This window comes from Tardiphaga robiniae, from assembly GCF_013359755.1.
In the GTDB taxonomy this organism is placed as follows: Bacteria; Pseudomonadota; Alphaproteobacteria; order Rhizobiales; family Xanthobacteraceae; genus Tardiphaga; species Tardiphaga robiniae.
Genome location: NZ_JABMCJ010000085.1, coordinates 234,800 through 258,849 on the forward strand (window position 1 = coordinate 234,800; position 24,050 = coordinate 258,849).

26 protein-coding genes are annotated in these 24,050 nt (G+C 61.6%); 13 read left to right on the forward strand and 13 right to left on the reverse strand.

The features are described from left to right. Nucleotides 1-4 precede the first annotated feature (4 nt). From HP556_RS16675 to ygfZ, 4 genes are all read right to left on the reverse strand, one after another. Nucleotides 5-511: a tyrosine phosphatase family protein gene (locus HP556_RS16675; protein ID WP_089265850.1), complete on the reverse strand. Its 507-nt coding sequence runs from the start codon at nucleotides 509-511 to the stop codon at nucleotides 5-7. A 75-nt stretch (nucleotides 512-586) separates the two neighbouring features. Further along, a complete protein-coding gene (locus HP556_RS16680) occupies nucleotides 587-1,213 on the reverse strand; it encodes a YfbR-like 5'-deoxynucleotidase (RefSeq protein WP_093757166.1) in 627 nt (208 codons plus the stop codon). Between the two features lie 27 nt (nucleotides 1,214-1,240). After that, nucleotides 1,241-1,867, reverse strand: a complete 627-nt coding sequence (locus HP556_RS16685) for a DNA-3-methyladenine glycosylase I (protein WP_175367797.1) — start codon at nucleotides 1,865-1,867, stop codon at nucleotides 1,241-1,243. Between the two features lie 13 nt (nucleotides 1,868-1,880). Continuing rightward, complete coding sequence (gene ygfZ, locus HP556_RS16690; protein WP_175367798.1) at nucleotides 1,881-2,765, reverse strand: CAF17-like 4Fe-4S cluster assembly/insertion protein YgfZ; 885 nt, start codon at nucleotides 2,763-2,765, stop codon at nucleotides 1,881-1,883. 150 nt (nucleotides 2,766-2,915) lie between these two features. Between ygfZ and HP556_RS16695 the strand changes: the two genes are divergently transcribed. Then, nucleotides 2,916-4,250, forward strand: coding sequence for a dihydroorotase (locus HP556_RS16695; protein ID WP_175367799.1), 1,335 nt, complete (start codon nucleotides 2,916-2,918; stop codon nucleotides 4,248-4,250). A gap of 38 nt (nucleotides 4,251-4,288) precedes the next feature. Here the strand turns inward: HP556_RS16695 and HP556_RS16700 are convergent, their stop codons facing one another. Then, the gene (locus HP556_RS16700) at nucleotides 4,289-4,555 is read right to left on the reverse strand and encodes a hypothetical protein (RefSeq protein WP_068730348.1); all 267 of its coding nucleotides are present in this window, start codon (nucleotides 4,553-4,555) and stop codon (nucleotides 4,289-4,291) included. A 186-nt stretch (nucleotides 4,556-4,741) separates the two neighbouring features. Between HP556_RS16700 and HP556_RS16705 the strand changes: the two genes are divergently transcribed. Both HP556_RS16705 and HP556_RS16710 read left to right on the forward strand, forming a co-directional pair. Then, entirely contained in the window at nucleotides 4,742-6,028 is a 1,287-nt protein-coding gene (locus HP556_RS16705) for a DUF445 domain-containing protein (protein WP_175367800.1), read from the forward strand. Between the two features lie 187 nt (nucleotides 6,029-6,215). Then, nucleotides 6,216-6,986, forward strand: a complete 771-nt coding sequence (locus HP556_RS16710; protein WP_175367801.1) for an esterase/lipase family protein — start codon at nucleotides 6,216-6,218, stop codon at nucleotides 6,984-6,986. Between the two features lie 19 nt (nucleotides 6,987-7,005). Here the strand turns inward: HP556_RS16710 and HP556_RS16715 are convergent, their stop codons facing one another. Next, nucleotides 7,006-8,229: an alpha/beta fold hydrolase gene (locus HP556_RS16715; RefSeq protein WP_175367802.1), complete on the reverse strand. Its 1,224-nt coding sequence runs from the start codon at nucleotides 8,227-8,229 to the stop codon at nucleotides 7,006-7,008. A gap of 345 nt (nucleotides 8,230-8,574) precedes the next feature. Here HP556_RS16715 and HP556_RS16720 point away from each other — a divergent pair, with 345 nt between their 5' ends. The 3 genes from HP556_RS16720 (at nucleotide 8,575) to HP556_RS16730 (ending at nucleotide 11,571) form a co-directional block, all read left to right on the forward strand. Beyond that, nucleotides 8,575-9,579, forward strand: a complete 1,005-nt coding sequence (locus HP556_RS16720; protein WP_093757160.1) for a TRAP transporter substrate-binding protein — start codon at nucleotides 8,575-8,577, stop codon at nucleotides 9,577-9,579. 83 nt (nucleotides 9,580-9,662) lie between these two features. Further along, complete coding sequence (locus HP556_RS16725; protein ID WP_175367803.1) at nucleotides 9,663-10,238, forward strand: TRAP transporter small permease; 576 nt, start codon at nucleotides 9,663-9,665, stop codon at nucleotides 10,236-10,238. Nucleotides 10,239-10,278: 40 nt separating this feature from the next. Continuing rightward, complete coding sequence (locus tag HP556_RS16730) at nucleotides 10,279-11,571, forward strand: TRAP transporter large permease (RefSeq protein ID WP_175367804.1); 1,293 nt, start codon at nucleotides 10,279-10,281, stop codon at nucleotides 11,569-11,571. 1 nt (nucleotide 11,572) lies between these two features. Here HP556_RS16730 and HP556_RS16735 read toward each other — a convergent pair whose 3' ends face one another. From HP556_RS16735 to HP556_RS16745, 3 genes are all read right to left on the reverse strand, one after another. Beyond that, nucleotides 11,573-12,358 carry a FadR/GntR family transcriptional regulator gene (locus HP556_RS16735; RefSeq protein WP_175367805.1) on the reverse strand — a complete coding sequence of 262 codons (786 nt, stop codon included), beginning with the start codon at nucleotides 12,356-12,358 and terminating at the stop codon, nucleotides 11,573-11,575. A gap of 70 nt (nucleotides 12,359-12,428) precedes the next feature. After that, nucleotides 12,429-12,950, reverse strand: a complete 522-nt coding sequence (locus tag HP556_RS16740; protein ID WP_175367806.1) for a hypothetical protein — start codon at nucleotides 12,948-12,950, stop codon at nucleotides 12,429-12,431. Between the two features lie 431 nt (nucleotides 12,951-13,381). After that, nucleotides 13,382-13,879, reverse strand: a complete 498-nt coding sequence (locus tag HP556_RS16745) for a YbaK/EbsC family protein (RefSeq protein ID WP_175367807.1) — start codon at nucleotides 13,877-13,879, stop codon at nucleotides 13,382-13,384. Between the two features lie 180 nt (nucleotides 13,880-14,059). On the opposite strand from HP556_RS16745, the gene HP556_RS16750 reads away from it, so the two are divergent. Further along, a complete protein-coding gene (locus HP556_RS16750) occupies nucleotides 14,060-14,776 on the forward strand; it encodes a glycosyltransferase family 25 protein (RefSeq protein ID WP_089265863.1) in 717 nt (238 codons plus the stop codon). Here HP556_RS16750 and HP556_RS16755 read toward each other — a convergent pair. The 3 genes from HP556_RS16755 to HP556_RS16765 all read right to left on the reverse strand — a co-directional run bounded on the left by HP556_RS16755 (nucleotide 14,736) and on the right by HP556_RS16765 (nucleotide 17,745). Then, a complete protein-coding gene (locus HP556_RS16755; RefSeq protein ID WP_175367808.1) occupies nucleotides 14,736-16,013 on the reverse strand; it encodes an O-antigen ligase family protein in 1,278 nt (425 codons plus the stop codon). The genes HP556_RS16750 and HP556_RS16755 overlap by 41 nt on opposite strands. Further along, nucleotides 16,010-16,885 (reverse strand): amidohydrolase family protein, encoded by an 876-nt coding sequence (locus tag HP556_RS16760; protein WP_089265865.1) that lies wholly within the window; start codon nucleotides 16,883-16,885, stop codon nucleotides 16,010-16,012. Before HP556_RS16760 ends, HP556_RS16755 begins: the two co-directional genes overlap by 4 nt. A gap of 89 nt (nucleotides 16,886-16,974) precedes the next feature. Further along, nucleotides 16,975-17,745 carry an IclR family transcriptional regulator domain-containing protein gene (locus HP556_RS16765; RefSeq protein WP_089265866.1) on the reverse strand — a complete coding sequence of 257 codons (771 nt, stop codon included), beginning with the start codon at nucleotides 17,743-17,745 and terminating at the stop codon, nucleotides 16,975-16,977. Between the two features lie 106 nt (nucleotides 17,746-17,851). On the opposite strand from HP556_RS16765, the gene HP556_RS16770 reads away from it, so the two are divergent. From HP556_RS16770 to HP556_RS16795, 6 genes are all read left to right on the forward strand, one after another. Continuing rightward, on the forward strand, nucleotides 17,852-18,328 hold the full coding sequence (locus tag HP556_RS16770; RefSeq protein ID WP_089265867.1) for a MaoC family dehydratase: 477 nt from the start codon (nucleotides 17,852-17,854) through the stop codon (nucleotides 18,326-18,328). Nucleotides 18,329-18,348: 20 nt separating this feature from the next. Beyond that, nucleotides 18,349-18,789, forward strand: a complete 441-nt coding sequence (locus tag HP556_RS16775; RefSeq protein WP_068728848.1) for a MaoC family dehydratase — start codon at nucleotides 18,349-18,351, stop codon at nucleotides 18,787-18,789. 63 nt (nucleotides 18,790-18,852) lie between these two features. After that, a complete protein-coding gene (locus HP556_RS16780) occupies nucleotides 18,853-19,824 on the forward strand; it encodes a Bug family tripartite tricarboxylate transporter substrate binding protein (protein WP_175367809.1) in 972 nt (323 codons plus the stop codon). A 241-nt stretch (nucleotides 19,825-20,065) separates the two neighbouring features. Beyond that, nucleotides 20,066-20,191, forward strand: coding sequence for a type B 50S ribosomal protein L36 (gene ykgO, locus HP556_RS16785; protein ID WP_055038661.1), 126 nt, complete (start codon nucleotides 20,066-20,068; stop codon nucleotides 20,189-20,191). A 101-nt stretch (nucleotides 20,192-20,292) separates the two neighbouring features. After that, a complete protein-coding gene (locus HP556_RS16790) occupies nucleotides 20,293-20,937 on the forward strand; it encodes a tetratricopeptide repeat protein (RefSeq protein ID WP_116663200.1) in 645 nt (214 codons plus the stop codon). A gap of 215 nt (nucleotides 20,938-21,152) precedes the next feature. Further along, on the forward strand, nucleotides 21,153-23,471 hold the full coding sequence (locus HP556_RS16795) for a mechanosensitive ion channel domain-containing protein (protein ID WP_175367810.1): 2,319 nt from the start codon (nucleotides 21,153-21,155) through the stop codon (nucleotides 23,469-23,471). Nucleotides 23,472-23,651: 180 nt separating this feature from the next. On the opposite strand, the gene HP556_RS16800 is transcribed toward HP556_RS16795, so the two are convergent. Continuing rightward, nucleotides 23,652-23,834 carry a hypothetical protein gene (locus HP556_RS16800; RefSeq protein WP_068728843.1) on the reverse strand — a complete coding sequence of 61 codons (183 nt, stop codon included), beginning with the start codon at nucleotides 23,832-23,834 and terminating at the stop codon, nucleotides 23,652-23,654. Nucleotides 23,835-24,050: the final 216 nt, after the last annotated feature.

Genomic DNA, 24,050 nt, shown 5'->3' on the forward strand with positions numbered 1-24,050 from the left:
GGAATTAATCCAGATCGAGGCGAAACGGCTTGCCGATCACGGTCAGATTGCCGGGGCCCATCTCGTCGAGCGCGCGGACCATACGGCCGCCGCGGCCCAGCGCCTTGTCGGCGAGAGTCACGAGCAGGCGGTTGGGGGAGGCGATCGGCGAGGCGGCGCGGATTCGCAGCGCGATGTCGCGCTCGTCGCGGTCCGGATTGAGCATGCAGGCGGCGGCAAAGGCGCTGGCGGTGGAACGCGAGATGCCGGCATAGCAATGGATCACCAGCGGCGAGGCGCGATCCCAGCCGCGGACGAAGTCCAGCACCTGCGTGATGTGACCTTCGTTGGGCGCGACAAAGCCGTCCATCGCCTCGGTGATGTCGTCGACCTGCACCCTGAGATGATTGGCCTCGCTGATCGACGGCGGCCGCTGCACCTGCGCGACATTGGCCATGATGGTGAGCACGTGGCTCGCGGCCGTGTCCTTCACGGTGGGATGCAGATCGGCGAGCGAGCAGACGTGGATCATCGGGGAACCTTTTGTTGAGCGTCGTTATAACGCTCCGTTCTCTCCACGTCATGCCCGGGCATGACGGAGTTTAAATTACGCCAGGAGCGCCTCAAACCTTGCCAGAAACCGCTTCTCAGCCTTCCCCGCCGACCACGGCGTCAGGTAATCTTCCACCATAGCTTCCGAGAGGCCGGGATCCTTGCCGAACAGACGCTTTGCCTCGGCCTCCTTGAATCCCGCAAGCCGGGTCGCTTCCAGATAGGCGGCGCCCATATCGGCGGCCTTGATCTGTTTGGTGATCCCGGGCTCCAGCGCCGGCGGCAGGCCGAAGCGGATGTGGATGGCGCCGAGCAGGCGATTCTCGATCACCTTGTAATCGCCGCCGATCACCGCCTTGAACGGCGAGATCATGTCGCCGATGACATATTCCGGCGCGTCATGCAGCAGGGCTGCGAGCCGCACGCGCTCGTCGGCGCGCGGCATCTGCTCGCGCAATACGGCTTCCACGAGAAGCGTGTGCTGTGCCACCGAGAAAATATGCGCGCCGTGGGTCTGCCCGTTCCAGCGCGCGACGCGCGCGAGCCCGTGGGCAATATCGGCAATTTCGATATCCAGCGGCGAGGGATCGAGCAGATCAAGCCGCCGGCCCGACAGCATGCGTTGCCAGGCGCGTGTGGCGACGTCGCGGGAAAATCTTTGGTCGAATTTCGATTTGGTCATCGGTTTTTGGTCTTGAGTTTCTTGCTGCTACTTCGCCTTGAGGCGCGGCTTGCGCTTCAGGCCCATGCAGGCCTCGTGGCAAAAGCAGGTCACGAGATGATCGTTGACCATGCCTGTGGCCTCCATAAAGGCATAGACGATGGTCGGGCCGACGAATTTGAAGCCGCGCCCCTGCAGGTCTTTCGAGATCTTGGTCGATAGCGGTGTCGAGGCAGGCACGCTGCCATGGGTCTTGAAATTGTTGACCAGCGGTTTGCCATCGACGAAGTCCCACAGATATTTCGAGAAGCCGGCGCCTTCTTCCATGATTTTCAGATAGCCTTTGGCGCTGAGGATCGCGCCTTCTATCTTGGCGCGGTTGCGCACGATGCCGGCATCATTCATCAGCGCGTGAACTTTCTTCTCGCTGTAGCGCGCGATCTTCTCCGGCTGGAAATCATCGAATGCTTTGCGGAAATTGTCGCGCTTGCGCAGGATGGTGATCCAGGAGAGGCCGGCCTGGAAGCCATCGAGGATCAGCTTTTCATAGAGCGCGCGGTCGTCATATTCCGGGACGCCCCATTCGGTGTCGTGATAGGCGACATAGAATGGATCTTCACCCGGCCACGGGCAGCGCGTCTTGCCGTCGGCATGCGCGATCGCGGGTTTGCTCATGCCGAAATCTTTTTCATGCGGGGGTCTTCTTCGTGGCCAGTGCGCGCACCGTAGCGGCGTCGGCCAGATGAATGGCGATGTCGCCAGCCAGGAAAGCGGCATCGGCATCGAGCGCATCACTGGCGCGGTCGGTGCGGATCATGGCGAGGCCACGGCCATCGGCAGACGAACCCATGGTGCCGATCGGCTTGTCCGCGGCGCGGATTTCGGTGCCGGCGGCCGGCGCCGCGCCATCCAGCGTGACGCCGACGATGCGCGTGCGGGCGGTGCCGCGATGCTGCATGCGGGAGACGACCTCCTGGCCGATGTAACATCCCTTGTCGAAATCGACGCCGGCGAGCTTGTCCATATTGGCTTCGTGCGGGAACGCATCGCCATAGGCGAAATCAGCTCCGCCGCGTGGCACGCCGAGCCTGATGCGGTGCGCTTCATAGGCTGATGCATCGACCAGTTCGGCACCGACCAGCGCGGCCGTCTTCGGGACGAGATCGGGCGGCACGAGGATGCGATAGCCAAGCTCCGCATTGCGCGGATCGGCGAAGGTCAGGTCTGGCTTCATGCCGGGCTCGCCATCCCACACCGCAAGCACGCCGAGCGCGTCGGAGAGATTCTCTACCGTCACCTTGGCGCGCAGCTTGTAGAAGCCGAGCTTGGTGGCCAGCGGTTGTGCCAGTTCGCGCGGGCAGTCGATCAGGAGCCCACCGCCATGGCCGGCCGGTGCTTCGGTGATGAGGAAGTCGGCGATGATCTTGCCCTGCGGCGTCAGCAGCGCGCCGAACCGGGCGATGCCAGGCGCCACCACCTCGATCTCGGAAGTCACGAGGTTGTTGAGGAAACCGCGGGCGTCGTCGCCGGCGATTTTCACCACACCCCGATCGGGGAGAAACGCTGCTTTCATTGGGAAAATCTCGAAAAATCCAATAAACGAGCCAGGAACCGAGGGTGAATCACGGCTGGCGGATATGACAGCTAAAGTTAAGCCGCTAAGATGCCGACAACAAGGCCCGCGCTCATCCTGCGCGCCATTCACAGGCTGTGACGAGACCAGATGACCCAGACATTCGATACGATTTTGAAGAACGGCACCGTCGTCAATCAGGACGGCGAGGGTGTGCGCGATATCGGCATTCGCAATGGCCGAATCGCGGCCATCGGATCGCTCGGTGCGGCCTCGGCCGCTGAAGTGATCGACTGCAAGGGGCTGCACATCCTGCCGGGTGTGATCGATACCCAGGTGCATTTCCGCGAGCCGGGCCTCGAACAGAAGGAAGACCTGGAGACCGGATCACGCAGCGCCGTGATGGGCGGCGTCACCGGCGTGTTCGAAATGCCGAATACCAATCCGCTGACCATCGACGAGGCGACCTTCACCGACAAGGTGAAGCGGGGTCATCATCGCATGCATTGCGATTACGCCTTCTTCATCGGAGGCACCCGCGAGAACGTGCAGGACCTGGCGGAGCTCGAACGCGCGCCCGGCTGCGCCGGCGTGAAAGTATTCATTGGCTCATCGACCGGTGCACTGCTGGTCGAGGATGACGACAGCCTGCGCCGCATCTTCCAGGTCATCAAGCGCCGCGCCGCCTTCCATGCCGAGGACGAATATCGCCTCAATGAGCGCAAGAACCTGCGCATCGAAGGCGACACCCGTTCGCATCCGGTGTGGCGCGACGAGACTGCGGCGCTGATGGCGACGCAGCGGCTGGTCAACCTTGCGCGCGAGACCGGCAAGCGCATTCATGTTCTGCATATCTCGACGAAAGAAGAGATCGACTATTTGCGCGACCACAAGGACGTCGCGTCTTGCGAAGCGACGCCGCATCATCTGACCATGGCGGCGCCGGAATGCTATGAGCGCCTCGGCACGCTGGCGCAGATGAACCCGCCGGTGCGCGATGCCAGCCATCGCGACGGCATCTGGAATGGCATCAGTCAGGGCATCATCGATGTGCTCGGTTCTGATCACGCGCCGCACACGCTTGAGGAAAAGAAGAAAGTCTATCCGGCGTCGCCCTCGGGAATGACCGGCGTGCAGACGCTGGTGCCGATCATGCTGGATCACGTCAATGCCGGCCGCTTGTCGCTGGCGCGCTTCGTCGATCTGTCGAGCGCCGGTCCGGCACGGCTGTACAACATCGCCATGAAAGGCCGCATCGCGGCGGGCTATGATGCCGACTTCACCATCGTGGATCTCAAGCGCACCGAGACCATCACCAATGACTGGGTAGCCTCGAAAGCCGGCTGGACGCCCTATGACGGTGTGAAGGTCACCGGCTGGCCCGTCGGCACCTTCGTGCGCGGCCGCCGCGTGATGTGGCAGGGCGAGCTGGTCACGCCGTCGCAGGGCGAGACGGTGAAATTCCTGGAAACGCTGAAGGCTTGAACTCTTCACCCTCCCCCTTCAGGGGAGGGTAAGAAATCTTACTGCCGTGCCAGTGTCAGCGAGAACTCGCCATTGCGCACGCGGCCCGGAAGACCCTCGACAAACTTCGCTACGGCGTCTTCGCCATAGGTGCCGACGAGCTCGGCAAAGGCCGCGAACAGGCTGGCCTGCGCGAGGCAATCGCCATCGACGCCGTCATGCCGTGCTTCCGCCCAGGCTTCGTTGAGATAGCTCAGCGCGGCCTGCTTCTGTTCCTGATCCGGTAGCGGATCGCGGGCGGGGCGGTACGACAATGATTCGCTCATGAAATTCCCAAAACGGTCTTCGGCGCTCATCAAAGCGAAGCGCGCCTCGCAAGTTCGAATCGAGATTTACCACGCGGAGCAGGTTCCGCGAGCGACATCTTTAAGAAAGGTTAACGACAGTGACTCACATTGTCCGACATTATGTTAACAGCGGGAACCGGCCATCTTGACCGGTTGAGGAAGCCTATGGACGCAAACAGTTTTTCGTCTTTCGCGAGTCCCGGCGACGCTGCGCGCGCAGCAGAGTTGCGCCGCGTCAAGGCGATCGCGGCGCTGGTGCTGGCGAGCTGTCTGGTGGTGTTCATAACGGCAAAAATCCTGCTGCCGATTCATCCCGCGTTCGGATTCGTTGCGGCCTTCGCGGAAGCGGCGACCATTGGCGGATTGGCGGACTGGTACGCCGTTGTCGCGCTGTTCCGTCGGCCGCTGGGTCTGCCGATTCCGCACACCGCGATCATCCAGGCGAATCAAAATCGCATCGCCGACAAGCTGGGTGAATTCATCGAGGTGCATTTCCTCGAAGCCGGGCCGGTCGAGGCCAAATTACGTGAGGTGGATTTTGCGAGTTTCGTTGCAGACTGGCTGAGCGACAAAAAGCGTAGCGCGGATCTCGCGCGTTTCTTGCTGCGGCTGTTGCCGGAGGCGATGTCGGCGACGGAAACGTCTGGTCTCAAAACCTTCATCACGCGCCGCGTGATGACCCAGCTGCAGTCGGTTGATCTCGCGCCCATCGCTGCCGGCACCATGCGCGGCTTCATCAGGGATGGTCGCCATCAGGGCCTGCTCGATAACCTGCTCGGCGCCATGCATGGCGCGCTGACCGAGCCGGACACGCTGGCTGTCATCAAGAACAAGATTCGCGACGAGCTGCCGACGTTGCTCAAACTCTATCGCGCCGATGCGTTCCTGCTGAAGCGCATCGTCGCGTCGGCCACGACCTTCTTTGACGATGTACGCAAGGATCCAGCGCATCCGTTCCGTGGTGAGTTCGACCGCATGCTGCTCTCCTTCGTCGATCGGCTGGAGACCGAGCCCGGCTTCACCGGCCGCATCGATGGGTTGAAGCGCGATCTGCTGGCGCGCCCTGAGCTTGCCGAACTTGGGCGTAATCTCTGGAACAATGCGCGCAGCTTCATCGAGCGCAGTGCATCAGGTGAAAGCAATGTACTGGCACATCATCTCGCCAATGTATTCGTCGAGGCCGGTGCAGCGCTGCGCGCAGATGCCGAGATGCGCGGCGAGATCAACCAGGGCATCGTCGTGGTGCTGCGCACGTTCATCGCCGATCAGAAAAGCGGCGTGTCGAGTTTTATCGCCGATCAGGTGAAGGGCTGGGACATGCAGCAGCTGATCGGTGTCGTCGAAGTCAATATAGGCCGCGATCTGCAATATATCCGCTTCAACGGTTCGCTGATCGGCGGGCTCGCCGGGCTGGCGCTCTACACGATCGAATATCTGTTGCGACTGCTGTGAGAGCAGTTCCGCATTGCGGAAGTGAGGCGCCGGAGGGGGGTATCGGGATGCGCTTGAACTGCCACAAACCCGACCTTAACTTGAGTAAACTGATAGTTGCTTCGGTGCGTTGTGTGATTCCCTCCCTGTGAGGCTGCTTTCAAATCCATCGATATGACCGGCCAACGCGCCGGCGAGAGGAAATCAGATGTCGGCTACGGCCCAGGCGCAGCGTCCCCCATCGAAAACCCTGATGTTTCTTGAAGGCCGTGCGGTTCACGAATTCGGCGCCTTTCTCGGCGTGCTGCCGCTGTTGAATCTCGCGCCGCGTGGCGATGGTCATCCGGTACTGGTACTGCCGGGCCTTGTGGCTTCGGATGTTTCGACAGGTCCGCTCCGCACGTTCCTCAAGGGCCGCGGCTATGCCGTCAGCGGCTGGAAGCAGGGCCGCAATCTCGGCCTGCGTGACGGCGTGCAGGGCAGCATGGTCGAATTGCTGAAAGAGATGAACGAGAACCACGGCCGCAAGGTGAGTCTGGTCGGCTGGAGTCTCGGCGGCCTTTACGCACGCCAGCTTGCCAAGATGATGCCGGACCGCGTCCGCTCGGTGATCACGCTGGGTAGCCCGTTTGCCGGCCATCCGAAATCCACCAATGCCTGGCGTGTCTATGAATTCGCCAGCGGCAAACGCGCCGACGACACCGACGACGATTTCGGTGGTTCGCTTGCCGATACGCCGCCGGTCCCGACCACCGCGATCTACAGCCGCACCGACGGTGTCTGTGCCTGGCAGGGCTGCATGGAGAAGTCATCGGCGATGTCCGAGAGCATCGAGGTCGAGAGCAGCCATTGCGGGATGGGGCATCACCCCGCTGTCGTCTATGCAGTGGCGGAGCGTCTCGCGCAGAAGGAAGGCGCGTGGGCGCCGTTCGATCGCTCGGGCTGGCGCAGCCTAGTCTATCCGGACCCTAGCAGGTAAAGGCGCGTCAGCGACACGCTTACTCTGCTGCTGTCGTCACGATCCTGATCTCAGATGTCAGTGTCCGGTGTACCGGGCACTTGTCAGCGATCTCCATGAGCTTTGCGCGCTGCTCCGCATCGAGCTTGCCGTCGATCGTGATGACGCGTTCAATCTGGTCCAGCATGCCGTCCTTGGTCTCGCATTCCTCGCAATCCCTGGCGTAGATCTTCTTGTGGTTCAGCGTCACCGTGACGTGGTCCATCGGCAATGCCTTGCGTTCGGCATAGAGCCGCATGGTCATCGCGGTGCAGGCGCCGAGCGCGCTGAGCAGCAGATCATACGGACCGGGTCCGGTGTCCTCGCCGCCGGCGGCGATCGGCTCGTCGGCGAGTATCTGATGCGGGCCGACAGTGATGACCTGCTGGAATTTGCTGGCGCGCGTCTCGCTCACCACCACCTTGCGCGGCTCTTCAGGCAGGCTCGCTACGGGCGTGACGGCGACCGCATTGAGATAGCGTCCGGCCCAGGCGGCGATGACATCGGCGACATAGATCGCGTCATGCTTTTGCGTGAGCAGATGATCGGCGCCGGCCAGCGAGACGAAGCTCTTGGGATGTTTGGCAGCGACGAAAATCTTCGTGGCGTTGTCGATGCCCACTGTGTCGTCGGTGGGCGCATGCATGATCAGCAGCGCCTTGTGCAGCCTGGTCACCTTTGTGATCAGATTGTGCTCGGCGATATCGTCGAGGAATTCACGCTTGATGCTGAACGGCCGGCCGGCGAGCTTGACCTCGACCTCGCCTTTTTCGCGGATCGCGTCGACATGTTCGGCGAACATGTCGGTGACATGCGCGGGATCGGAGGGCGCCGCGATGGTGACAACGGCCTTGGCTTCCGGCACCTGTTCAGCGGCGGCGAGGATCGCTGCGCCGCCGAGGCTGTGGCCGATCAGGATTGCCGGTGTCTGGCGTATTTCCCGCAAATGGTCGGCGGCCTTTACGAGATCGGCGATATTCGACGAGAACGTGCTATTGGCGAAATCGCCCTCGCTGGAGCCGAGGCCAGTGAAGTCGAAGCGCAGCACGGCGATGCCCTTGAGCGTCAGCGCCGCGGAGATACGCCGAGCCGCGAGCACATCCTTGCCGCAAGTGAAGCAATGCGCGAACAGCGCATATGCATGGACAGCGCCATCGGGCAGGTCCAGCGCCGCCGCCAGCATATGGCCGGCCGCGCCGGGGAATTGAAAGCGTTCAGTTGGCACGGTGGGCTCCTGTCGTGACAGATGTCTCTTTCTACACCGATTCCACCCAATCAATCAGTGGGTACCCAACATCCGTGCGAGAATGAGGCCGAGCTGCTCTCTTCGCGCCGCACCTCGGGTTGAACTTTAGTTCTGCGCGGCCGCTCGAGCACGCGCTTGCCGGCCTCCGATGTCGGTGCTAGATGTCGGGTCATCGTACAACTTTTGGGGTGCGCTGCCGCTACAAGCTGATGGACGGCGGGCCGGCACGCTCCTAGAATTGTGACAAGATCGACCCCGCAAAGGGGCGAACCAGAATAATGGCCAACGCGCCGCATCGGGAAATTCACAGGGAGGATTTCGTCCATGAAGAGAAGAGATGTCGTCAAAGGCGGACTGGCCGCGCTCGCGGTTGGCGCTACCGGTCTCGGGCGGTTTACGCCTGCGCAGGCGCAGACCAAGATGGTCCTCAAGGCCTCTGACGTCCACCCGCTCGGCTACCCCACGGTCGAATCCGTGGTGCGCATGGGCAAGAAGCTGGATGCCGCCACAAGCGGCCGGCTCACCATCCAGATGTTTCCGTCCATGCAGCTCGGCGGCGAGAAGGAAGCCATCGAGCAGGCCCAGGTCGGCGCTCTGCAGATCGCGCGCATTTCCGTCGGCGCCGTCGGCCCGGTGGTCGATGACGTCAACGTCTTCAACATGCCGTTCGTGTTTCGCGATTCCAAGCACATGGAAGCGGTCCTCGATGGCGAGATTGGCACCGAGCTGCTGAACAAGATCACGGCCAATGAAAAAACCGGCCTGGTCGCGCTTGGCTGGATGAATGCCGGCTCGCGCAACATCTATAACAGCAAGCGCCCGATCAAGACGCTCGCTGATCTCAAGGGTCTCAAGATCCGGATGATCGGCAATCCGTTGTTTATCGACACCATGAATGCGCTCGGCGGCAATGGTGTCGCCATGGGCTTCGATCAGGTGTTTAGCGCCATGCAGACCGGCGTCGTCGATGGGGCCGAGAACAACCTGCCATCCTTCGTGGCGCAGAACCACTTCCAGGTCGCCAAGTATTTCTCGATGACAGAGCATCTGATCATTCCGGAATTGCTGGTGTTCTCGAAGGCGTCATGGGCGAAGCTCACGCCGGACGATCAGGCGCTGCTGAAGAAATTCGGCCGCGAAGCGCAGCTCGAACAGCGCGTGCTCTGGTACGAGGCGGAGAAGACCGCACTGGACAAGATGAAGGAAGTCGGCACCGACATCGTCACGTCCATCGACAAGCAGCCGTTCCGCGATGCCGTGAAGCCGGTGTGGGACAAATACGGCGCGAAATACGCCGAGATGACCAAGCGCATTGCTGCGGTGAGCTAGCGGCATGTTCTCAATGTGTCGTCCCCGCCTTCGCGGGGACGACAGGATAGGCCTGCGCTTCCGTCGCGTTACCTGAGGTCTTCATGTCTGACGTTATTTCCAAACTGCCGGCTGCATCCAGTCATCACGCCGATACGGCCAGCCATGGTGCGGCTTACGCGTTCCGCCGCGCCATGAACGCACTATACTGGTCCGGCGCCGTGTTTTCTTGCCTGGCGCTTGTGCTGATCTCCGCGATTATTCCTTGGGCTGTTTACACCCGCTACATTTTGAACAGCGCGGCGTCGTGGCCGGAGCCGCTGGCGGTGTTGCTGACGATAGCGGTGACTTTCATTGGCGCCGCCAACTGCTATCGCCAGCGCATCCACATGAACATGACGGTAGGTACCAACCTGCTGCCGCCTCACGCGCGTGTCGTGGCTGCTTTCATCAGCGAGTTGCTGATGGCTGCGGTGGCACTGTTCATGGTGATCTGGGGCATGAAGCTGGTGATGACCACTTGGGGCAATTCGGTGGATGAATTTCCCTGGTTGTCTGTCGGGATCACCTACATGCCGATCCCCGTTTCCGGCGCGATGATGTTTCTCTTTGTCGTCGAACGCCTGACCATCGGTCCGCCGCCACAGGATGGCAGCGACGCACACATACCTCTCGACTAGCTTCGCCGATCAGCTCCAGCCAGAATAAAGAAAATCCGACATGGACATCGCCGTTCTTCTGCTCAGCATGTGTCTGTTCTTCGCCGTCGGCATGCCGATCGCCTTTGCCCTGGCGCTTTCCGCGCTGGTCGGCGCACTGTGGATCGATCTGCCCGTTGCAGCTGTGATGCAGCAACTCTCCAGCGGCGTCGGCAAGGTGTCGATGCTGACCGTGCCGTTCTTCGTGCTGGCCGGCGCCATCATGGCAGAAGGCGGCATGGCCCGAAGGCTGGTTGATTTTGCAGCCGTCGTGGTCGGCTTCACGCGCATCCGCGGCGGCCTCTCCCAGGTCAATATTCTGGCTACGACCATCATGTCCGGGATCTCCGGCTCGTCGGTCGCGGATACGTCGGCGATTGGCTCGGTGATGATCCCGCAGATGGCGGCGAAGGGGTATCCACGGGTGTTCGCCACCAATGTGACCATCTCCGCCTCGGTCCAGGCGATCCTGGTGCCGCCGAGCCACAATGCGGTGATCTATTCGCTGGCGACCGGCGGCGTGGTCTCGATCACCAGCCTGTTCCTGGCAGGTATCGTGCCCGGGCTATTGCTTGGCTTCGCGATCATGTTGTTGTGTCTCTACTTTGCCTATCGCGATGGTCATCCGAAGGGCGAGCCGGTGCCAGTGAAGCAGGCGCTGAAGATGCTGGGGGATGCCACCTGGGGAATCGTCACGCTGGTAATTGTGCTCGGTGGCATTCTCACAGGCGTGTTCACGCCGATCGAGGCTGGCGCTGTGGCGTGCGTCTGGGCCTTCTTCGTCACGATGTTTATCTATCGCGACTACAAATGGTCCGAGCTGCCGATGCTGACCTACCGGACGCTCCAGACGGTGGCGATGGTGTTGACGCTGGTCGCGACCGCGTCATGCTTCGGCTATGTCGCCGCCATGATGCAGATGCCGGCGCATATGACGGAGTTCTTCGTCGCCATCTCGTCGAATAAATACGTGCTGCTGATGTGGCTCAATATCATGCTGCTGATCCTCGGCACGGCGCTCGATCTCGCGCCGCTGCTGCTGATCTGCACGCCGATCCTGCTGCCGGTGGTGAAGAGTTTCGGGATCGACCCCGTGCATTTCGGCATCGTGATGCTTCTCAATCTCGGCATCGGCCTACTGACGCCGCCGGTCGGTACCACGCTGTTCGTGGGCTGCGCCATCGGCAAGGTCTCGGTGGACGAGGTGATGCGTGGCATCTGGCCGTTTTACTGGGTGATGTTCGCCGTGTTGATGCTGGTGACTTACGTACCGTGGTTCTCGATGGCGCTGCCGCACGCATTCGGCTTCAGGTGAGCTACTGGACCGGATCGACTGACAACTGCTTGTAGCGTTCCTTGCCGTTCAGCAAATGCCGGCGCATCGCATCGCGAGCCTTGCGCGGCGAACGGGCGCTGATCGCATTGACGATGACTTGATGCTCCTTCTCGATGCTCTCGAGATAGCGCTTCTGCAATTCGGCCTTGCCATCGAAGGTGCGGATGCTCTGTCGCGGGATGATGAGACCGCCGAGGAATTCCAGAAAGCCGACGAAGCGCGCATTCTGCGTCGCGACGGCAATGGCGAAGTGGAAGTCGAAATCCTCCTTCACCGCACGGTCGCCATTGGCGATGGCGCGGCTGAAGGTAGCTGCGGCCTTGGCAATGGCTCGGATCTGGGCAGCGGTGGCGCGCTCGCTGGCTATAGCCGCGGCCTCCATCTCGACGGCCGTGCGCAGTTCAAGAATTTCGATCACGCTGCCAAGCGAGCCCAGGCCGTCGGGGTCGATGGCATAAGGTTGCTGATCGGGCTCACTGTTGACGAAGGCACCGGCGCCCTGCCGAGTGGTTACAAGGCCCCGGGCGCGGAGTGCGGCAATCGCCTCGCGAACGACCGTGCGGCTGACGCCCATGGCCGCCATCATGGCCTGCTCGGTCGGCAGGCGCGCGCCTGCGGGCAAGCGGCCTTCGATGATCTGGGCAGCGATGCGCTCGACGACTTCCTCAGTACGGCGGCGCACGGGATTGAGCGGTCGCAGCAAAGGCGTGCCTGCGGCCCCATTGGTTGTCTTGCGCTTGGTGCGTGGCTTAGCTTGTCCGGTCATCGTACAACCGGGCTATCATCGCCGATGTCGCTGCGCAAGCTTGCGGCACGCGTCATTGCGCTGCACGCTCTTACATTGTTTCGAGTTCGGGCAGCTTGAGATCGCATTCGACCCAGGCGCCGTTAATGGTGAAGCGCTGGAACGGCGAGTCGGGCACCGGTGCCTGCAATGGGGCGAGGAACTGCGCGTCGGCGGGGCTGCGGAGGTGAAACTGGATATGGCTGGCGGAAAGGGCGTTGCGCGACAGCCAGATCATGCCGGAAAACAGCTCGATCAGCAGTTGTCCGTATTTATCGAGACCGGCACTCCCGAAGTCGTAGGTCGGCGACACGGTCATGAAACGGCAACGCAGCACGGGACCTTCGAATTTGGGCATCAGAAGTTTGCTGACCTGACAGAAGGCCTGCGGAACGGTGCCGTCGTAGAGACCGTACAACCCACCCTTGCCGCCCTGCATGACAGGGTCCAGCGCCGCGAAAATACCCTGGGTGTAAGTGGAGAAGTCTTCCTCGGCTGCCTCGGCAGCCTTCCGCCACTGCGACTTCAGTGAAGCCCAGCTTCTGTCGGCGTCGGTGATCGGCACGAGCCGCATCTCGAGGTCCCCCCGCCGATTTACACACGGCCGGATGCAACCCTAGCTATATACCCTCAAGATTTTGATAACGCGGGAACTTGGCGCCAGCGGCGTTTGCGCGCCAGCGGACGTCTACAGAGCGCGTTCAGGCGCCAGCGGACTGTAGTCCGGCTGCAGCTGCGGCCACGATCGACGCCACGACCTGCTTCCAGGTCTTCGACGACTGCGGGCGATGAGACGAGGCTTTGAAGCGCATGGTCTTGTCCGGTTTGGCCGCACATATTGCTGCGCAGCCGAGCGTCCTCAGGGACGACACCCGGAAAATCGTGCCTTGCGCGGGGGAAGTCGATCCCCCGGCAAAAATAGCAATACCCGCGCTGCTCTCGTGCCGGACGGCGGTTGGCTTGTTCTCTGCCGGCAATGAACGGCAGTGAATTATTCTCGCTGCCTCAACCCATCGCGGGAGCTTGCTCCTGCACTGCCGCCGGCTCCTGGCAAACATCGACCCAGCTGGCCCCGGTCAGTTCGGCCATCCGTGCCGGGGACATCCGCACCGAACTGTTGACCGAGCCCGCCGCCGGCCACACCTCGGCGAATTCCTTCAGCGACACGTCGCAGTAGACTTGTAATGGCGTTGCCAGGCCGAACGGGCAGACGCCGCCGACCGGATGGCCGGTGAGGGCAACGACCTCGTCGGCCCCCAGCATGCGGGGCTTGCCGCCAAGTGCATCGCGTGCCTTCTTATTGTCGAGCCGCGCTGTACCCTTGGTCACCACCAGCACCACCCGGTCGCCGACCCGCACCGACAGCGTCTTGGCGATTTGGCCGGGTTCGACGCCCAATGCCTCGGCGGCGAGAAGGACCGTGGCCGAGCTTTTGTCGGTGACCGTGACGGATAATTCGGGGGCGTTGGCGGTGAGAAAGGCGCGGACGGACTCAAGGCTCATGATGCGGTCTCGGTGACATACCGCCACGCCCTCTCACATGTCGCCGACAAAGTGAAGTCAGATCCGTGCATTGGGGAACTGGGACGGCGCTGCCGCGCCATTCCCTCACGCCGGTTTTGACCTTATACGGGCTCTTGTCTGGCTGACCGTGCCGGGCGATGTTCTGGAGCCTACCTCTCGATGCTGCCGGCCTATGTGATCCATGCCAAGTCGTTGCCCGAGCGCACGGAGCATATCCAGCGCGAGCTCGACCGTGCGGGCATCAAGTTCGAGTGGGTGCTGGATTTCGATGCCGACGAGATCACCTCCGATGTCGATCGGGCTTATTTCGCCGAAGGCGCCGACCTCACGCTGCGGCAAAAATCCTGCGCGCTGAAACATGTGGTCGCCATGCAGCGCATCCGCGAGCGCGGCCAGGATCTGGCGCTGATCTTCGAGGATGACGCATTGCTGGTGCCGGATTTCTGCGACCAGTTGAAGCGCGTGCTCGATGAAGCCGAAAAGTGGCCGCGGCCGCGCATTCTGCATCTTGGCGCCGCGACCAATTTTTACACCCCGGCGTCGGAGTTGCGCCCGGGGCAGATCGTCTATCCCGGCAATCGCGTGCGCAATATGGAAGCCTATGTGCTGGGCGCGCCCGAGGCTTCGGCACGACTTGACTGGATCGCGCGGCATCCGATGCATGAGCCTATCGACATCGCCTTTAACACCGGCGATCCCGCCATGGGCATCCCGTTCCTGTGGCCGGAACCGCCGCTGGCCGAACAAGGCTCGCTCAACGGCGTGTTCAAGAGCTCACTCGATCGCAAGGGGCATGCGCAATTGCAGTTGCGCATACAGTTTGCCGTGCAGAAGTTCAGGCGGCGTTATTTGAAGCGGTGGCTGAAGCTGAAGTAGTTGGCGGCTTCCGGTCGGTCATTCCGGATGGAGCATTGCGCACCAACGCGCCGAGCAATCCCACTGCCAGACAGTACAGCATCCCCTGCGTCACCGCCGAGATGTGGCTGTTGAATAAAGAGCCAATCACGTTCTGCAACACGACCGCCTGGCCGAGGATGCTTGCATAATCGCGCGCGAGAAAAAGCCGTGCATGCGCGATCCACATGGCCCACAGCAGCAGCCCGCCGATCAGGCCGACCTGCAGCATGGTATGAAGCGTTTGATTGTGCGGATCGGGCGTGGCCTGGCCATAGGGCGACGGCTTCGTCGCCTCCATGCTCTGATACAGCGGCTTGATGCTCCCCGTGCCGTGACCGGCGATGGGCGAGGCCTTCACGAAGCCGACTGCCTTGCTCCAGAAATCCAGCCGCGATGCAGTCGAGATTGTTTCGCCGCCTGCGGTCTGGCCGCTATTGGCGTTGATGTCCGAGTTGATCTCTGCGATCCGGCGCTGGGCTTGTGGCGAGGTCAGCAATGCGATGCCGATCACGATCATGGCTGCGACCGCGACCATGGCGGAGCGTCGCCAGCCGCCGGCGTGGATGACGAATAAACCGAGTAATGCGGCGGCCATGATTGCGCCCGTCTTCGACACATAGATCAGGAAAATGTCGGCAAAGAACAGAAGCGCGAGCACGATCATCGCGATGGCGCGGCGGGTGTCCTGGACCCAGATGCGCATCGCGCCGATCGCCAGAGCGAAGGCACAAAGTGCGAAGCAGCCGGATTGAACCGCGTTGTCCTTGAAGGGCACGCCGGGCGCCTTGAACCAGCCCCACGGTCCCGTGGGCCACAGGAACGCAGCCCATGACAGGGCGAGAAGACAAATACAGGCGGCAAGAAAGCCATAAGCGATTTGTAACGCTTGTTTCGGCGTAAATGCCGTTGCCATCACCAATGGAATCAACAGCAGCTTGGCGTAGGGACCAACCCATCTGATCGCGCCGCTGAGCGGCTGCATCGACCAGAGTACGCCGACCAGGATCAGCGCGAACAGCGCGACCGGCAGATAGGCCGCCGGCCTCCGCAACGTGGCGATGAAACGATCGCGGTCGAGTGTCAGCAGCGCGAGCACTGCAAAGATCGACACCGCGATAGCCTGACCGCTGGTTGAGAACGGCAGCGAGAAGCCGGTGGCAATGGCAGCGATCTGCCGGGCATCCGCAAGTTTGCGCGGCAGATCGTTGTTCGTCATATGCCCAGGAGTTTCCGTGCGTTGTTCTTCAGGACCTTCGGACGCACCTCGTCGCGAATGTCGAGCTTGGCGAAATCGGCCATCCAGCGATCCGGCATGATCACCGGCCAGTCGGAGCCGAACAGCATCTTATCCTGCAGGATCGAATTGATGTAGCGCACCAGGATCGGCGGGAAGTATTTCGGCGACCAGCCGGACAGGTCGATATACACGTTGGGCTTGTGGGTCGCGACCGACAGCGCCTCTTCCTGCCAGGGGAAGGAGGGATGCGCCAGAATGATCTTCATGTCGGGAAAGTCGACCGCAACGTCGTCCATATACATCGGGTTGGAATATTTCAGCCGCATCCCCATGCCGCCTGGCATGCCGGAGCCGACGCCTGTCTGGCCGGTGTGGAACAGCGCGATAGCGCCGCCTTCCTGGATCGCCTCATAGAGCGGATAGGCCATGCGGTCGTTGGCGTAAAAGCCCTGCATGGTCGGGTGGAACTTGAAACCCTTGACACCGTATTCGGAGATCAGCTTGCGTGCCTCGCGCACGCCAAGCTTGCCCTTGTGCGGATCGATCGACGCGAACGGGATCAGCACGTCGGCGTTTTCTTTGGCGATCTCCAGCATCTCGTAGTTGTTGTAGCGGCGGAAGCCGGTCTCGCGCTCGGCGTCGACCGGGAAGATCACCGCGGCAATCTTCTTGTCGCGGTAATAGGCGGCTGTTTCCTGCACTGTCGGCGGATGCTTATGCGGCGACTTGAAATACTCGGCCATGCGGGCCTGGAAATCATCATAGCCGTCGTCGGCGTGGCAGCCGCATGGCTCTTCCGCATGTGTGTGGATGTCGATGGCGACAAGGTCGTCCGGATTGAGCAATTTCATGTCCCGCGTCTCCCGCACTTTCATCATTATCGTTGGCGGTTGCTCTAGCAAACCGGCCTGCTGAATGAAAGGCGCGGAACGCTGCCGACCTAGCCGGTGGAGAAGGACTGTGTCCGGATATCCTGCGCGGTGCGGCGGAGCGGGATCAGGTATTTCTCCTTTGCCGTCGCCTCGTCCATTGTGCCCGAAATGGCATTCACGCTGATCGCCGCGACGACCCGGCCGCCGTGGTCGCGGACGGGGACGGCGATGCCGCAGATGGCTGGATCGAGTTCACCATCGACCCAGCCATAGCCTTTGGCCTCGACGCGTTCGAGCTCGCGTTCCAGCAGCACGGGATCGGTGATGGTGCGTGGGGTGATATGTTTGAATTCGGTGGTGGCGAGATAGTGCGCGCGCTGGTCCGGCGGCAGGGCTGCGAGCAGGACCCGGCCGAGCGACACCACGTGGGCGGGCAGGCGGCTTCCGACGGCGAGATTGGCCGAGAGAATGCGCTGCGCCGGCAATCGCAGCGCATAGACGATCTCGGTCTCGTCCAGCACGGCCAGCGAGCAGGATTCGCCGATTTCGTTGCGCAGGTCTTCCAAAGCGCGTTGCGCATAGCCCCAGTAAGGCAGTGCATTGAGGTAGGAAAGGCCAAGCCCCAGCGCCCGCGGGCGTAGGCTGAAATAGCGGCCATCGGCTTCGCAATATTTCATCACGATCAGCGTCGCCAGCATCCGGCGCGCCGTCGCGCGGCTGAGGCCCGCGATCGCGGCGACTTCCGAGAGCGTGTGCCGACCTGGTGGGCGACCCAGCGCTTCGACGGCCGCAAAACCACGGGCGATCGCCCGAACGAAACCGTCACTGTCTTTAGCCATGCACCATCCTGCCAGTTCGGACTTGTCAGTCTCGGGAAACCGCGCCTATAGTTGTTCGTAAGGCGGCCATAAAGTTCGCCTGGTGAACGTTAGTGGAGAAGGCGCTATGGCGCAAGCGGAAGTTTTTGAAACCGATTTCTGGAAGGACGCGAACCTGCGCAAGGTCTGGGACGAGATCGTCCCGGGTGAGCCACGCAAGACGCTGCCTTATGTCCTGACGAGGGAGGCGATCCAGCTTTATTGCCGCTCGGTTGGCGAGAACCACCCATTGTATTTCGACGAGGCTTACGCGAAGGCGTCGCCCTATGGCGGTCTGATCGCGCCGCCATCGATCCACATTCTGCTGATGTTCTCCTGCACGCCGGCCGACGACTGGATGCGCACACCTGGGACCGTCAACGCTGGCCAGTCCTGGAGCTACAACGTCCCGGCACGGCCCGGAGATACCATCACCCTGCAGGCCCGCGCGCTCGACAAGTTCATCAAGCGCGAGCGGCTGTTCGTGGTCCACGACAACGTGTTCTTCAACCAGCGTGGCGACGTCATCTGTTCTGGCCGCGGCCAGACCATCCGCCCGATGTGAGCGTGGCAAGGAGATCAACCATGACAACCAGCTTTGACAAACTCTCCACCGGCGACACCATCGACGGTCCGAGCTTCGCAGTGTCGCGCGAGTCGATCCGGCTCTTCTGCGACGGATCACTCGACTACAATCCGCTGCATCTCGACGACAACTATATGAAGAACTCGTTCGGCAAGACCAATTTCGGCGGCATCATCATGCATGGCATGAATAATTTCGGGCTGATCACCCGCATGCTGACCGACTGGGCCTATCCCGCAGGTGCAATCCATCGCCGTCTCGAAACGCGATGGGTCAAGCCGGTGAAGCCCGGCGACACGATCCAGCCGGTTGGCATCATCAAGGCCAAGCAGACCACCGAGAAATCGCGCTGGGTGCTGATCGACGTGCTGGTGAAGAACCAGAACGACGAGAAGGTCGCTGTTGGCGAGGCGATGGTTGAATTTCCGCTGACAGCCTAGTGGCTCAATGCAACGGCGTGCGGCATAGTCCGCACGCCGGATAAAAACAGGCAAGGGATCGAAATGAAGAAGCTCACGAGGCTCGCCCTGTCGTGTCTGGCGATGACTTTTGTCATGTTGTCAGGCGCGCTGGCGCAGAATTTTCCAGTCAGTCAGATCAAGATCATCGTGCCGTTCCCGGCAGGTGGCACGACGGACATCCTCGCGCGGTTCGTCGCGCAATATCTAGGCGAGAAGCTCGGCGTCGCCACCATCGTCGAGAACCGGCCCGGTGCATCGGGCACGATCGGTTCGGAAGTTGTCGTGAAGTCGCCCGCCGATGGCAGCGTGTTGTTGGTCACGGCCACGCACCACGTGATCAATCCGAGTCTACGCAAGAGTCTGCCTTACGAGACACAGAAGGACTTCTCGCCGATCGCCCTGATCGCGACGGCGCCAAATGCGCTTGTTGTGACCAGGGACTTTCCGGCGAAGTCGGTCGCCGAGTTGATCGAGTTGGCGAAGAAGCAGCCCGGCAAGCTGTCCTTCGGATCGGCCGGCGTCGGCGGCGCCAATCATCTGTCGGGCGAATTGTTCAAGCAGATGGCTGGAATCAATATCGAACACATCCCTTACAAGGGCGCCGCGCCGGCGATGAACGACCTGATCGGCGGCCATATTCCGATCATGTTCGATACGTTGCCGACTGTTCTGCCTGCTGCCGAGGCGGGCAACATCCGTGTGCTCGCGGTCACCAGCCTGACCCGAGCGGCCTCGCTCCCCAATGCCCCCACCCTCGATGAGGCCGGCGTAAAGGGGTTCGAGGCGACCGCCTGGTTCGGCATGTATATGCCGCAGGCCAATGGCAGCCCGGCCTATACGAAGCTGGTCGCGGCCATGAAGGAGATCCTGGCGGCACCCGCGACCCGCGAGAAATTCGCCACCCAGGGTGTCGAGCCGGGCAAGCTGGCGGGAGCTGAATTCACGGCTTTCGTCGATTCGGAGATCAAGAAGTGGGGCGCAGTGGTGAAAACCGCGAATGTCCCGCAAGAGTGATCCGCACGTGTTTGAAGGGTCCGGTGGCTGTTCCCGGACCCTCAAGCCACCAAAATACCTGCAAATATCGATCCGATGGTCGTCAGATGCCCGGATCGGATTGACAGTCTGGCGCCCGATGGCTTAGAAACCGCGGGTCCCGGGCGACTTGGTCGCCAGCGGGTTCAAGCTCATTTTCGCTGATTTCGGCCTGCTGCGCACGGCCTTTGACGTCAGTATCGCAAGCTATCAGGATTGACCGATGAAAGTCCGTAACTCGTTGAAATCGCTGCGTGGTCGTCACCGCGACAACCGCCTGGTCCGCCGCAAGGGCCGCGTCTACGTGATCAACAAGACCCAGCGCCGTTTCAAGGCTCGCCAGGGTTGAGTTGCTGAGCGGCCGGCATTTTGCCGGCTGGCCTCACGACATCACAGGTGTTTGACGCGCTGCTGCTTTGCAGCGCGTTTTTTCGTGTCTAGACTTGCAGCATGGCATTGAGAATCCCGGCCGCAGGTTTTGGAATTCTGCTGAGCGCGTTTCTGGGCGCAGCACCCGTCTATGCGCAGGTGCGAGATCCGCAGGTCGTGACCCCGGATGCGCCGAAGAAGATTCCCGAGCCACCCGCCAAACTGCCGAAGGTCAATGCCGACAAGACGCGCGGCCTTGATTTTCTGTTTGGTGCGCTGAAAGCGGCGCCGGACGAAGCCAGTGCCAAACACGTCGAAGGCCGGATCTGGGCCCTGTGGTCGCAGACCACGAGCGACACGACGGCGCTGCTGATGACCCGCGCCAAGACGGCGCTGGACGCCAAGCAGGTCGATCTGTCGCTGCAGTTGTTGAGCGCGGTGGTGAAGCTGCGCCCGGATTACGTCGAGGGCTGGAATCGGCGCGCGACGCTGTATTACCTGCAGAACGATTACACCCGGTCGCTGCAGGATATCGAGCAAGTGCTGATACGCGAACCCCGGCATTTCGGTGCTCTGGCAGGGCTCGGCATGATCATGCAGGAGCTGGGCGACGACAAGCGTGCGCTTGATGCGTTCCGCAAGGCGCTTGCGGTCAATCCGCATCTCGAAAAGGTGCCGGAGCTGGTCAAGACCCTGACCGAAAAGGTCGAAGGCCGCGATATCTGAGATTCCCTGAAAGTTGGGGCGCTTGCGGGACATCGCGGGAACATCGCCCTGCTTTGATGCATCCCTGCTGCCCGCGATGGAAAAACAAGACATCGTCGCCGGGGAATCAAACTTCTGACACAGGAAACGGGCGAAAAGGGCGTTTTCCGAGCCACAGGAAGGGACACCTTTTGGCGCCGAAGTCATTTCCGCTATTCGCTTTGCTATGTGTGTTGATGGCCGCACCGATGGCTGCTGTGACCGGCCCTGCGCTGGCGCAGAAAGCCGATGCGCCGCCGGCGCCTGCAGTTTCGACGCTGTCCCCCGATCAGGCCAAGGCTGCGCTCGACACATTGCAGGACGACGTCAAGCGCAAGGAGATGATCGATACGCTGCGCGCGATCGCCGCGGCGACACCCGCATCGCCGGAGAAGAAGCCTGCCATTCCGCTCGACGCCGACAGTCTTGGCGCGCAATTGCTGGTGACGATTTCCGATCAGCTCGGCGATATTACGCGCGAGGTCTCGACAGCCGTGCAATCGGTCACGCGCTTTCCGGCGCTATGGTACTGGCTGCAGCGCAGCGCCAACGATCCCGCCACCTATCATCTCCTGTTCGACATCGCCTGGAAGCTTGTTGTCGTATTCGGCGGTGCGCTGGCAGCGGAATGGCTCATGGTCTGGCTGCTGCGCAAGCCGCAGGCCGCGCTCGAGGCGCGCATTCCTTTCGTCGCCCGTGCGCCGTCCTCGCTCATCGAACGTGCCGATCCACCGTCGTCCACGGCCGACTTCACCGAGGCGCCCGATCTCAACAAACGCCGGCGCAGCCTGACCCGGGCGTGGCAATCGCTGCTGCGGCTTCCCTATGTGGTCGGGCGTCTTCTCCTCGAATTGTTTCCGATTTTCGTCTTTACCGGCACAGTATCGCTGCTGCTCGGCACCCAGATCGGCGATGCCGGGATCACGCGCCTCGCGATCCTTGCGATCGTAAACAGCTATGTGGTGGCGCGCGCCATCATCTGTGCGATGCGCGCGTTGTTCGGGCCGCTCGCTCTGTTCAGGGTGAAGGAGGAGACCGCAGCCTATCTCGAAATCTGGACGCGTCGCATCGTCGGCGTCGGCGCCACCGGCATCGCAATCGCCAATGTTGCCCTGATGATGGGTCTCTATCGCTCGGCGCATTTCGCGCTGATCAAGCTCGTGATGCTGGTCGTGCATCTGTTTGTTGTCGTCATCGTCCTGCAGTGCCGGAAGCCCGTTGCCGATGCGCTCCGCGCGCCGATCGGCGCTACGGGCTTCCTGAGCGCGATGCGCAATCGCCTCGCCAGTCTCTGGCATGTGCTGGCGATCGTCGTCGTGATGGCGGCTTGGACCATCTGGGCGCTCAATATCCAGAACGGTTATTCATTGCTGCTGCGATACATCGTCGGCACGGTCATTGTCGCGCTGGTGGCCCGGCTCGTCTCGATGATTGCGCTGAGCCTCATTGATCGCGGTTTCCGCATCAAACCGGAAATCTTGCAGCGCTTTCCGGGTCTTGAGACGCGTGCCAATCGTTATCTGCCACTGTTGCGCAAGGTCGTCGCAACGATCATCGCGGTGATCGGCCTCGTTGCCTTGCTGGAAGTGTGGGGCGTCAATGCCATTGTCTGGTTCTATGGCGGCCAGATCGGCAGTCGGGTCGTCTCGGCTGTCATCACCGTCGGCATCGCTGCCATTGTCGCTGCGGTTGTGTGGGAAGGTAGCAATGCGCTGATGGAGCGTCAGCTCGCGGCGCTGACGCGCGATGCTCATTTCGCCCGCGCGGCCCGTCTGCGCACGTTCCAGCCGATGCTGCGTACGACATTGCTCGGCGTAATCATCGCGGTGGTTGCGCTCACCGCGCTGAGCGAGATCGGTGTCAATGTTGCGCCGCTGCTCGCTGGTGCCGGCATCCTCGGTATCGCTATCGGCTTCGGTTCGCAGAAGCTGGTGCAGGACGTGATTACCGGCCTGTTTCTGCTGCTGGAAAGCACCGTGCAGGTTGGTGACAACGTTACGGTGTCGGGCCTGTCGGGTGTCGTGGAGAACGTCTCGATCCGTACCATTCGACTGCGTGCCGGCGATGGTTCGGTTCACATCATTCCCTTCAGCGCGGTGACCACCATCACCAATGCCAGCCGCGGTGCAGGCAACGCGGCCGTCAGCGTCAGCGTCGCTTACAAGGAAGATACCGACCGCGCCGGCCAGTTGCTGAAGGACATCGTCGAGCAGATGCGCAATGAGGCAGCTTTCAAGCCGCTGATCCGCAGCGATCTCGAATTGTGGGGCGTCGATAAGGTCGATGGTTCGATGGCGACGATCGTCGGGCAGATCCGGTGTACCGATTCCGGCCGCTGGGCGGTGCAGCGCGAATTCAATCGCCGCATGAAAATCCGCTTCCAGGAAGAAGGTATCGAGATCGCGTCACCCGGACAGACCGTCCTGATGCAGTTGCCGCCGCCGACCACTGAAGCTGCAGAGGACAATGACGCAGATAACCAGCAGAGCAAGTCAGCGCAGCGCCGCGCGGGCTAGTGATTGTCGCGACTTTTCGAGGATGCGGCAGCTCCGGATTAGCCAAAGTTGCGGCTACGCGGGGGCGCAGTGGCACGAGTTCAAGACGCGCGCGCCTTCAACCATTCGACAATGTCCGAAAGTGGAAGACATAGACGAGCCGTAAGACACGAAGGATCCAGAATAGGTGCGTCTGTCGATCTAGTGCAGGACGTTATTGCCGGGCCGGATAGCACCGAACTGGGGTGAAGCGGCATAGAGTTGCTGCAATTCCGCTTCCAGTTGTTCGTTGACCATCAGCAAAGCCTTGAGCGCGCCGCGCAAGTCGCCATTGCAGGTAGAAATGATTTCGTCGATCACAGCATCGGTTGGGCGGGCCGTCATGGAACTATCTCCAGTTCAGATCATGGCGTCAGTCCGCCGCCTGATCGTGGCGATAACCGGGCGGGAACGAATGCGTTCCTGTGGATAGTGTGGACAGTTCTTGCTGGCCATTCGTCGCGGCCGCCGTGGCAAAGCCGCCAAACGCCCCCCATATCCACAACATTACTTCCCTCCACGGGCCTTTCCTCGGTGAGAAAATTTGTGATTGTCCTGCTC

Bases quoted from the DNA above. Each gene is read 5' to 3' on its own strand.
- HP556_RS16675 (WP_089265850.1), bottom strand. From the start codon at position 511: ATGATCCACGTCTGCTCGCTCGCCGATCTGCATCCCACCGTGAAGGAC.
- HP556_RS16680 (WP_093757166.1), bottom strand. From the start codon at position 1,213: ATGACCAAATCGAAATTCGACCAAAGATTTTCCCGCGACGTCGCCACA.
- HP556_RS16685 (WP_175367797.1), bottom strand. From the start codon at position 1,867: ATGAGCAAACCCGCGATCGCGCATGCCGACGGCAAGACGCGCTGCCCG.
- ygfZ (WP_175367798.1), bottom strand. From the start codon at position 2,765: ATGAAAGCAGCGTTTCTCCCCGATCGGGGTGTGGTGAAAATCGCCGGC.
- HP556_RS16695 (WP_175367799.1), top strand. From the start codon at position 2,916: ATGACCCAGACATTCGATACGATTTTGAAGAACGGCACCGTCGTCAAT.
- HP556_RS16700 (WP_068730348.1), bottom strand. From the start codon at position 4,555: ATGAGCGAATCATTGTCGTACCGCCCCGCCCGCGATCCGCTACCGGAT.
- HP556_RS16705 (WP_175367800.1), top strand. From the start codon at position 4,742: ATGGACGCAAACAGTTTTTCGTCTTTCGCGAGTCCCGGCGACGCTGCG.
- HP556_RS16710 (WP_175367801.1), top strand. From the start codon at position 6,216: ATGTCGGCTACGGCCCAGGCGCAGCGTCCCCCATCGAAAACCCTGATG.
- HP556_RS16720 (WP_093757160.1), top strand. From the start codon at position 8,575: ATGAAGAGAAGAGATGTCGTCAAAGGCGGACTGGCCGCGCTCGCGGTT.
- HP556_RS16725 (WP_175367803.1), top strand. From the start codon at position 9,663: ATGTCTGACGTTATTTCCAAACTGCCGGCTGCATCCAGTCATCACGCC.
- HP556_RS16730 (WP_175367804.1), top strand. From the start codon at position 10,279: ATGGACATCGCCGTTCTTCTGCTCAGCATGTGTCTGTTCTTCGCCGTC.
- HP556_RS16735 (WP_175367805.1), bottom strand. From the start codon at position 12,358: ATGACCGGACAAGCTAAGCCACGCACCAAGCGCAAGACAACCAATGGG.
- HP556_RS16740 (WP_175367806.1), bottom strand. From the start codon at position 12,950: ATGCGGCTCGTGCCGATCACCGACGCCGACAGAAGCTGGGCTTCACTG.
- HP556_RS16745 (WP_175367807.1), bottom strand. From the start codon at position 13,879: ATGAGCCTTGAGTCCGTCCGCGCCTTTCTCACCGCCAACGCCCCCGAA.
- HP556_RS16750 (WP_089265863.1), top strand. From the start codon at position 14,060: ATGCTGCCGGCCTATGTGATCCATGCCAAGTCGTTGCCCGAGCGCACG.
- HP556_RS16755 (WP_175367808.1), bottom strand. From the start codon at position 16,013: ATGACGAACAACGATCTGCCGCGCAAACTTGCGGATGCCCGGCAGATC.
- HP556_RS16760 (WP_089265865.1), bottom strand. From the start codon at position 16,885: ATGAAATTGCTCAATCCGGACGACCTTGTCGCCATCGACATCCACACA.
- HP556_RS16765 (WP_089265866.1), bottom strand. From the start codon at position 17,745: ATGGCTAAAGACAGTGACGGTTTCGTTCGGGCGATCGCCCGTGGTTTT.
- HP556_RS16770 (WP_089265867.1), top strand. From the start codon at position 17,852: ATGGCGCAAGCGGAAGTTTTTGAAACCGATTTCTGGAAGGACGCGAAC.
- HP556_RS16775 (WP_068728848.1), top strand. From the start codon at position 18,349: ATGACAACCAGCTTTGACAAACTCTCCACCGGCGACACCATCGACGGT.
- HP556_RS16780 (WP_175367809.1), top strand. From the start codon at position 18,853: ATGAAGAAGCTCACGAGGCTCGCCCTGTCGTGTCTGGCGATGACTTTT.
- ykgO (WP_055038661.1), top strand. From the start codon at position 20,066: ATGAAAGTCCGTAACTCGTTGAAATCGCTGCGTGGTCGTCACCGCGAC.
- HP556_RS16790 (WP_116663200.1), top strand. From the start codon at position 20,293: ATGGCATTGAGAATCCCGGCCGCAGGTTTTGGAATTCTGCTGAGCGCG.
- HP556_RS16795 (WP_175367810.1), top strand. From the start codon at position 21,153: ATGGCCGCACCGATGGCTGCTGTGACCGGCCCTGCGCTGGCGCAGAAA.
- HP556_RS16800 (WP_068728843.1), bottom strand. From the start codon at position 23,834: ATGACGGCCCGCCCAACCGATGCTGTGATCGACGAAATCATTTCTACC.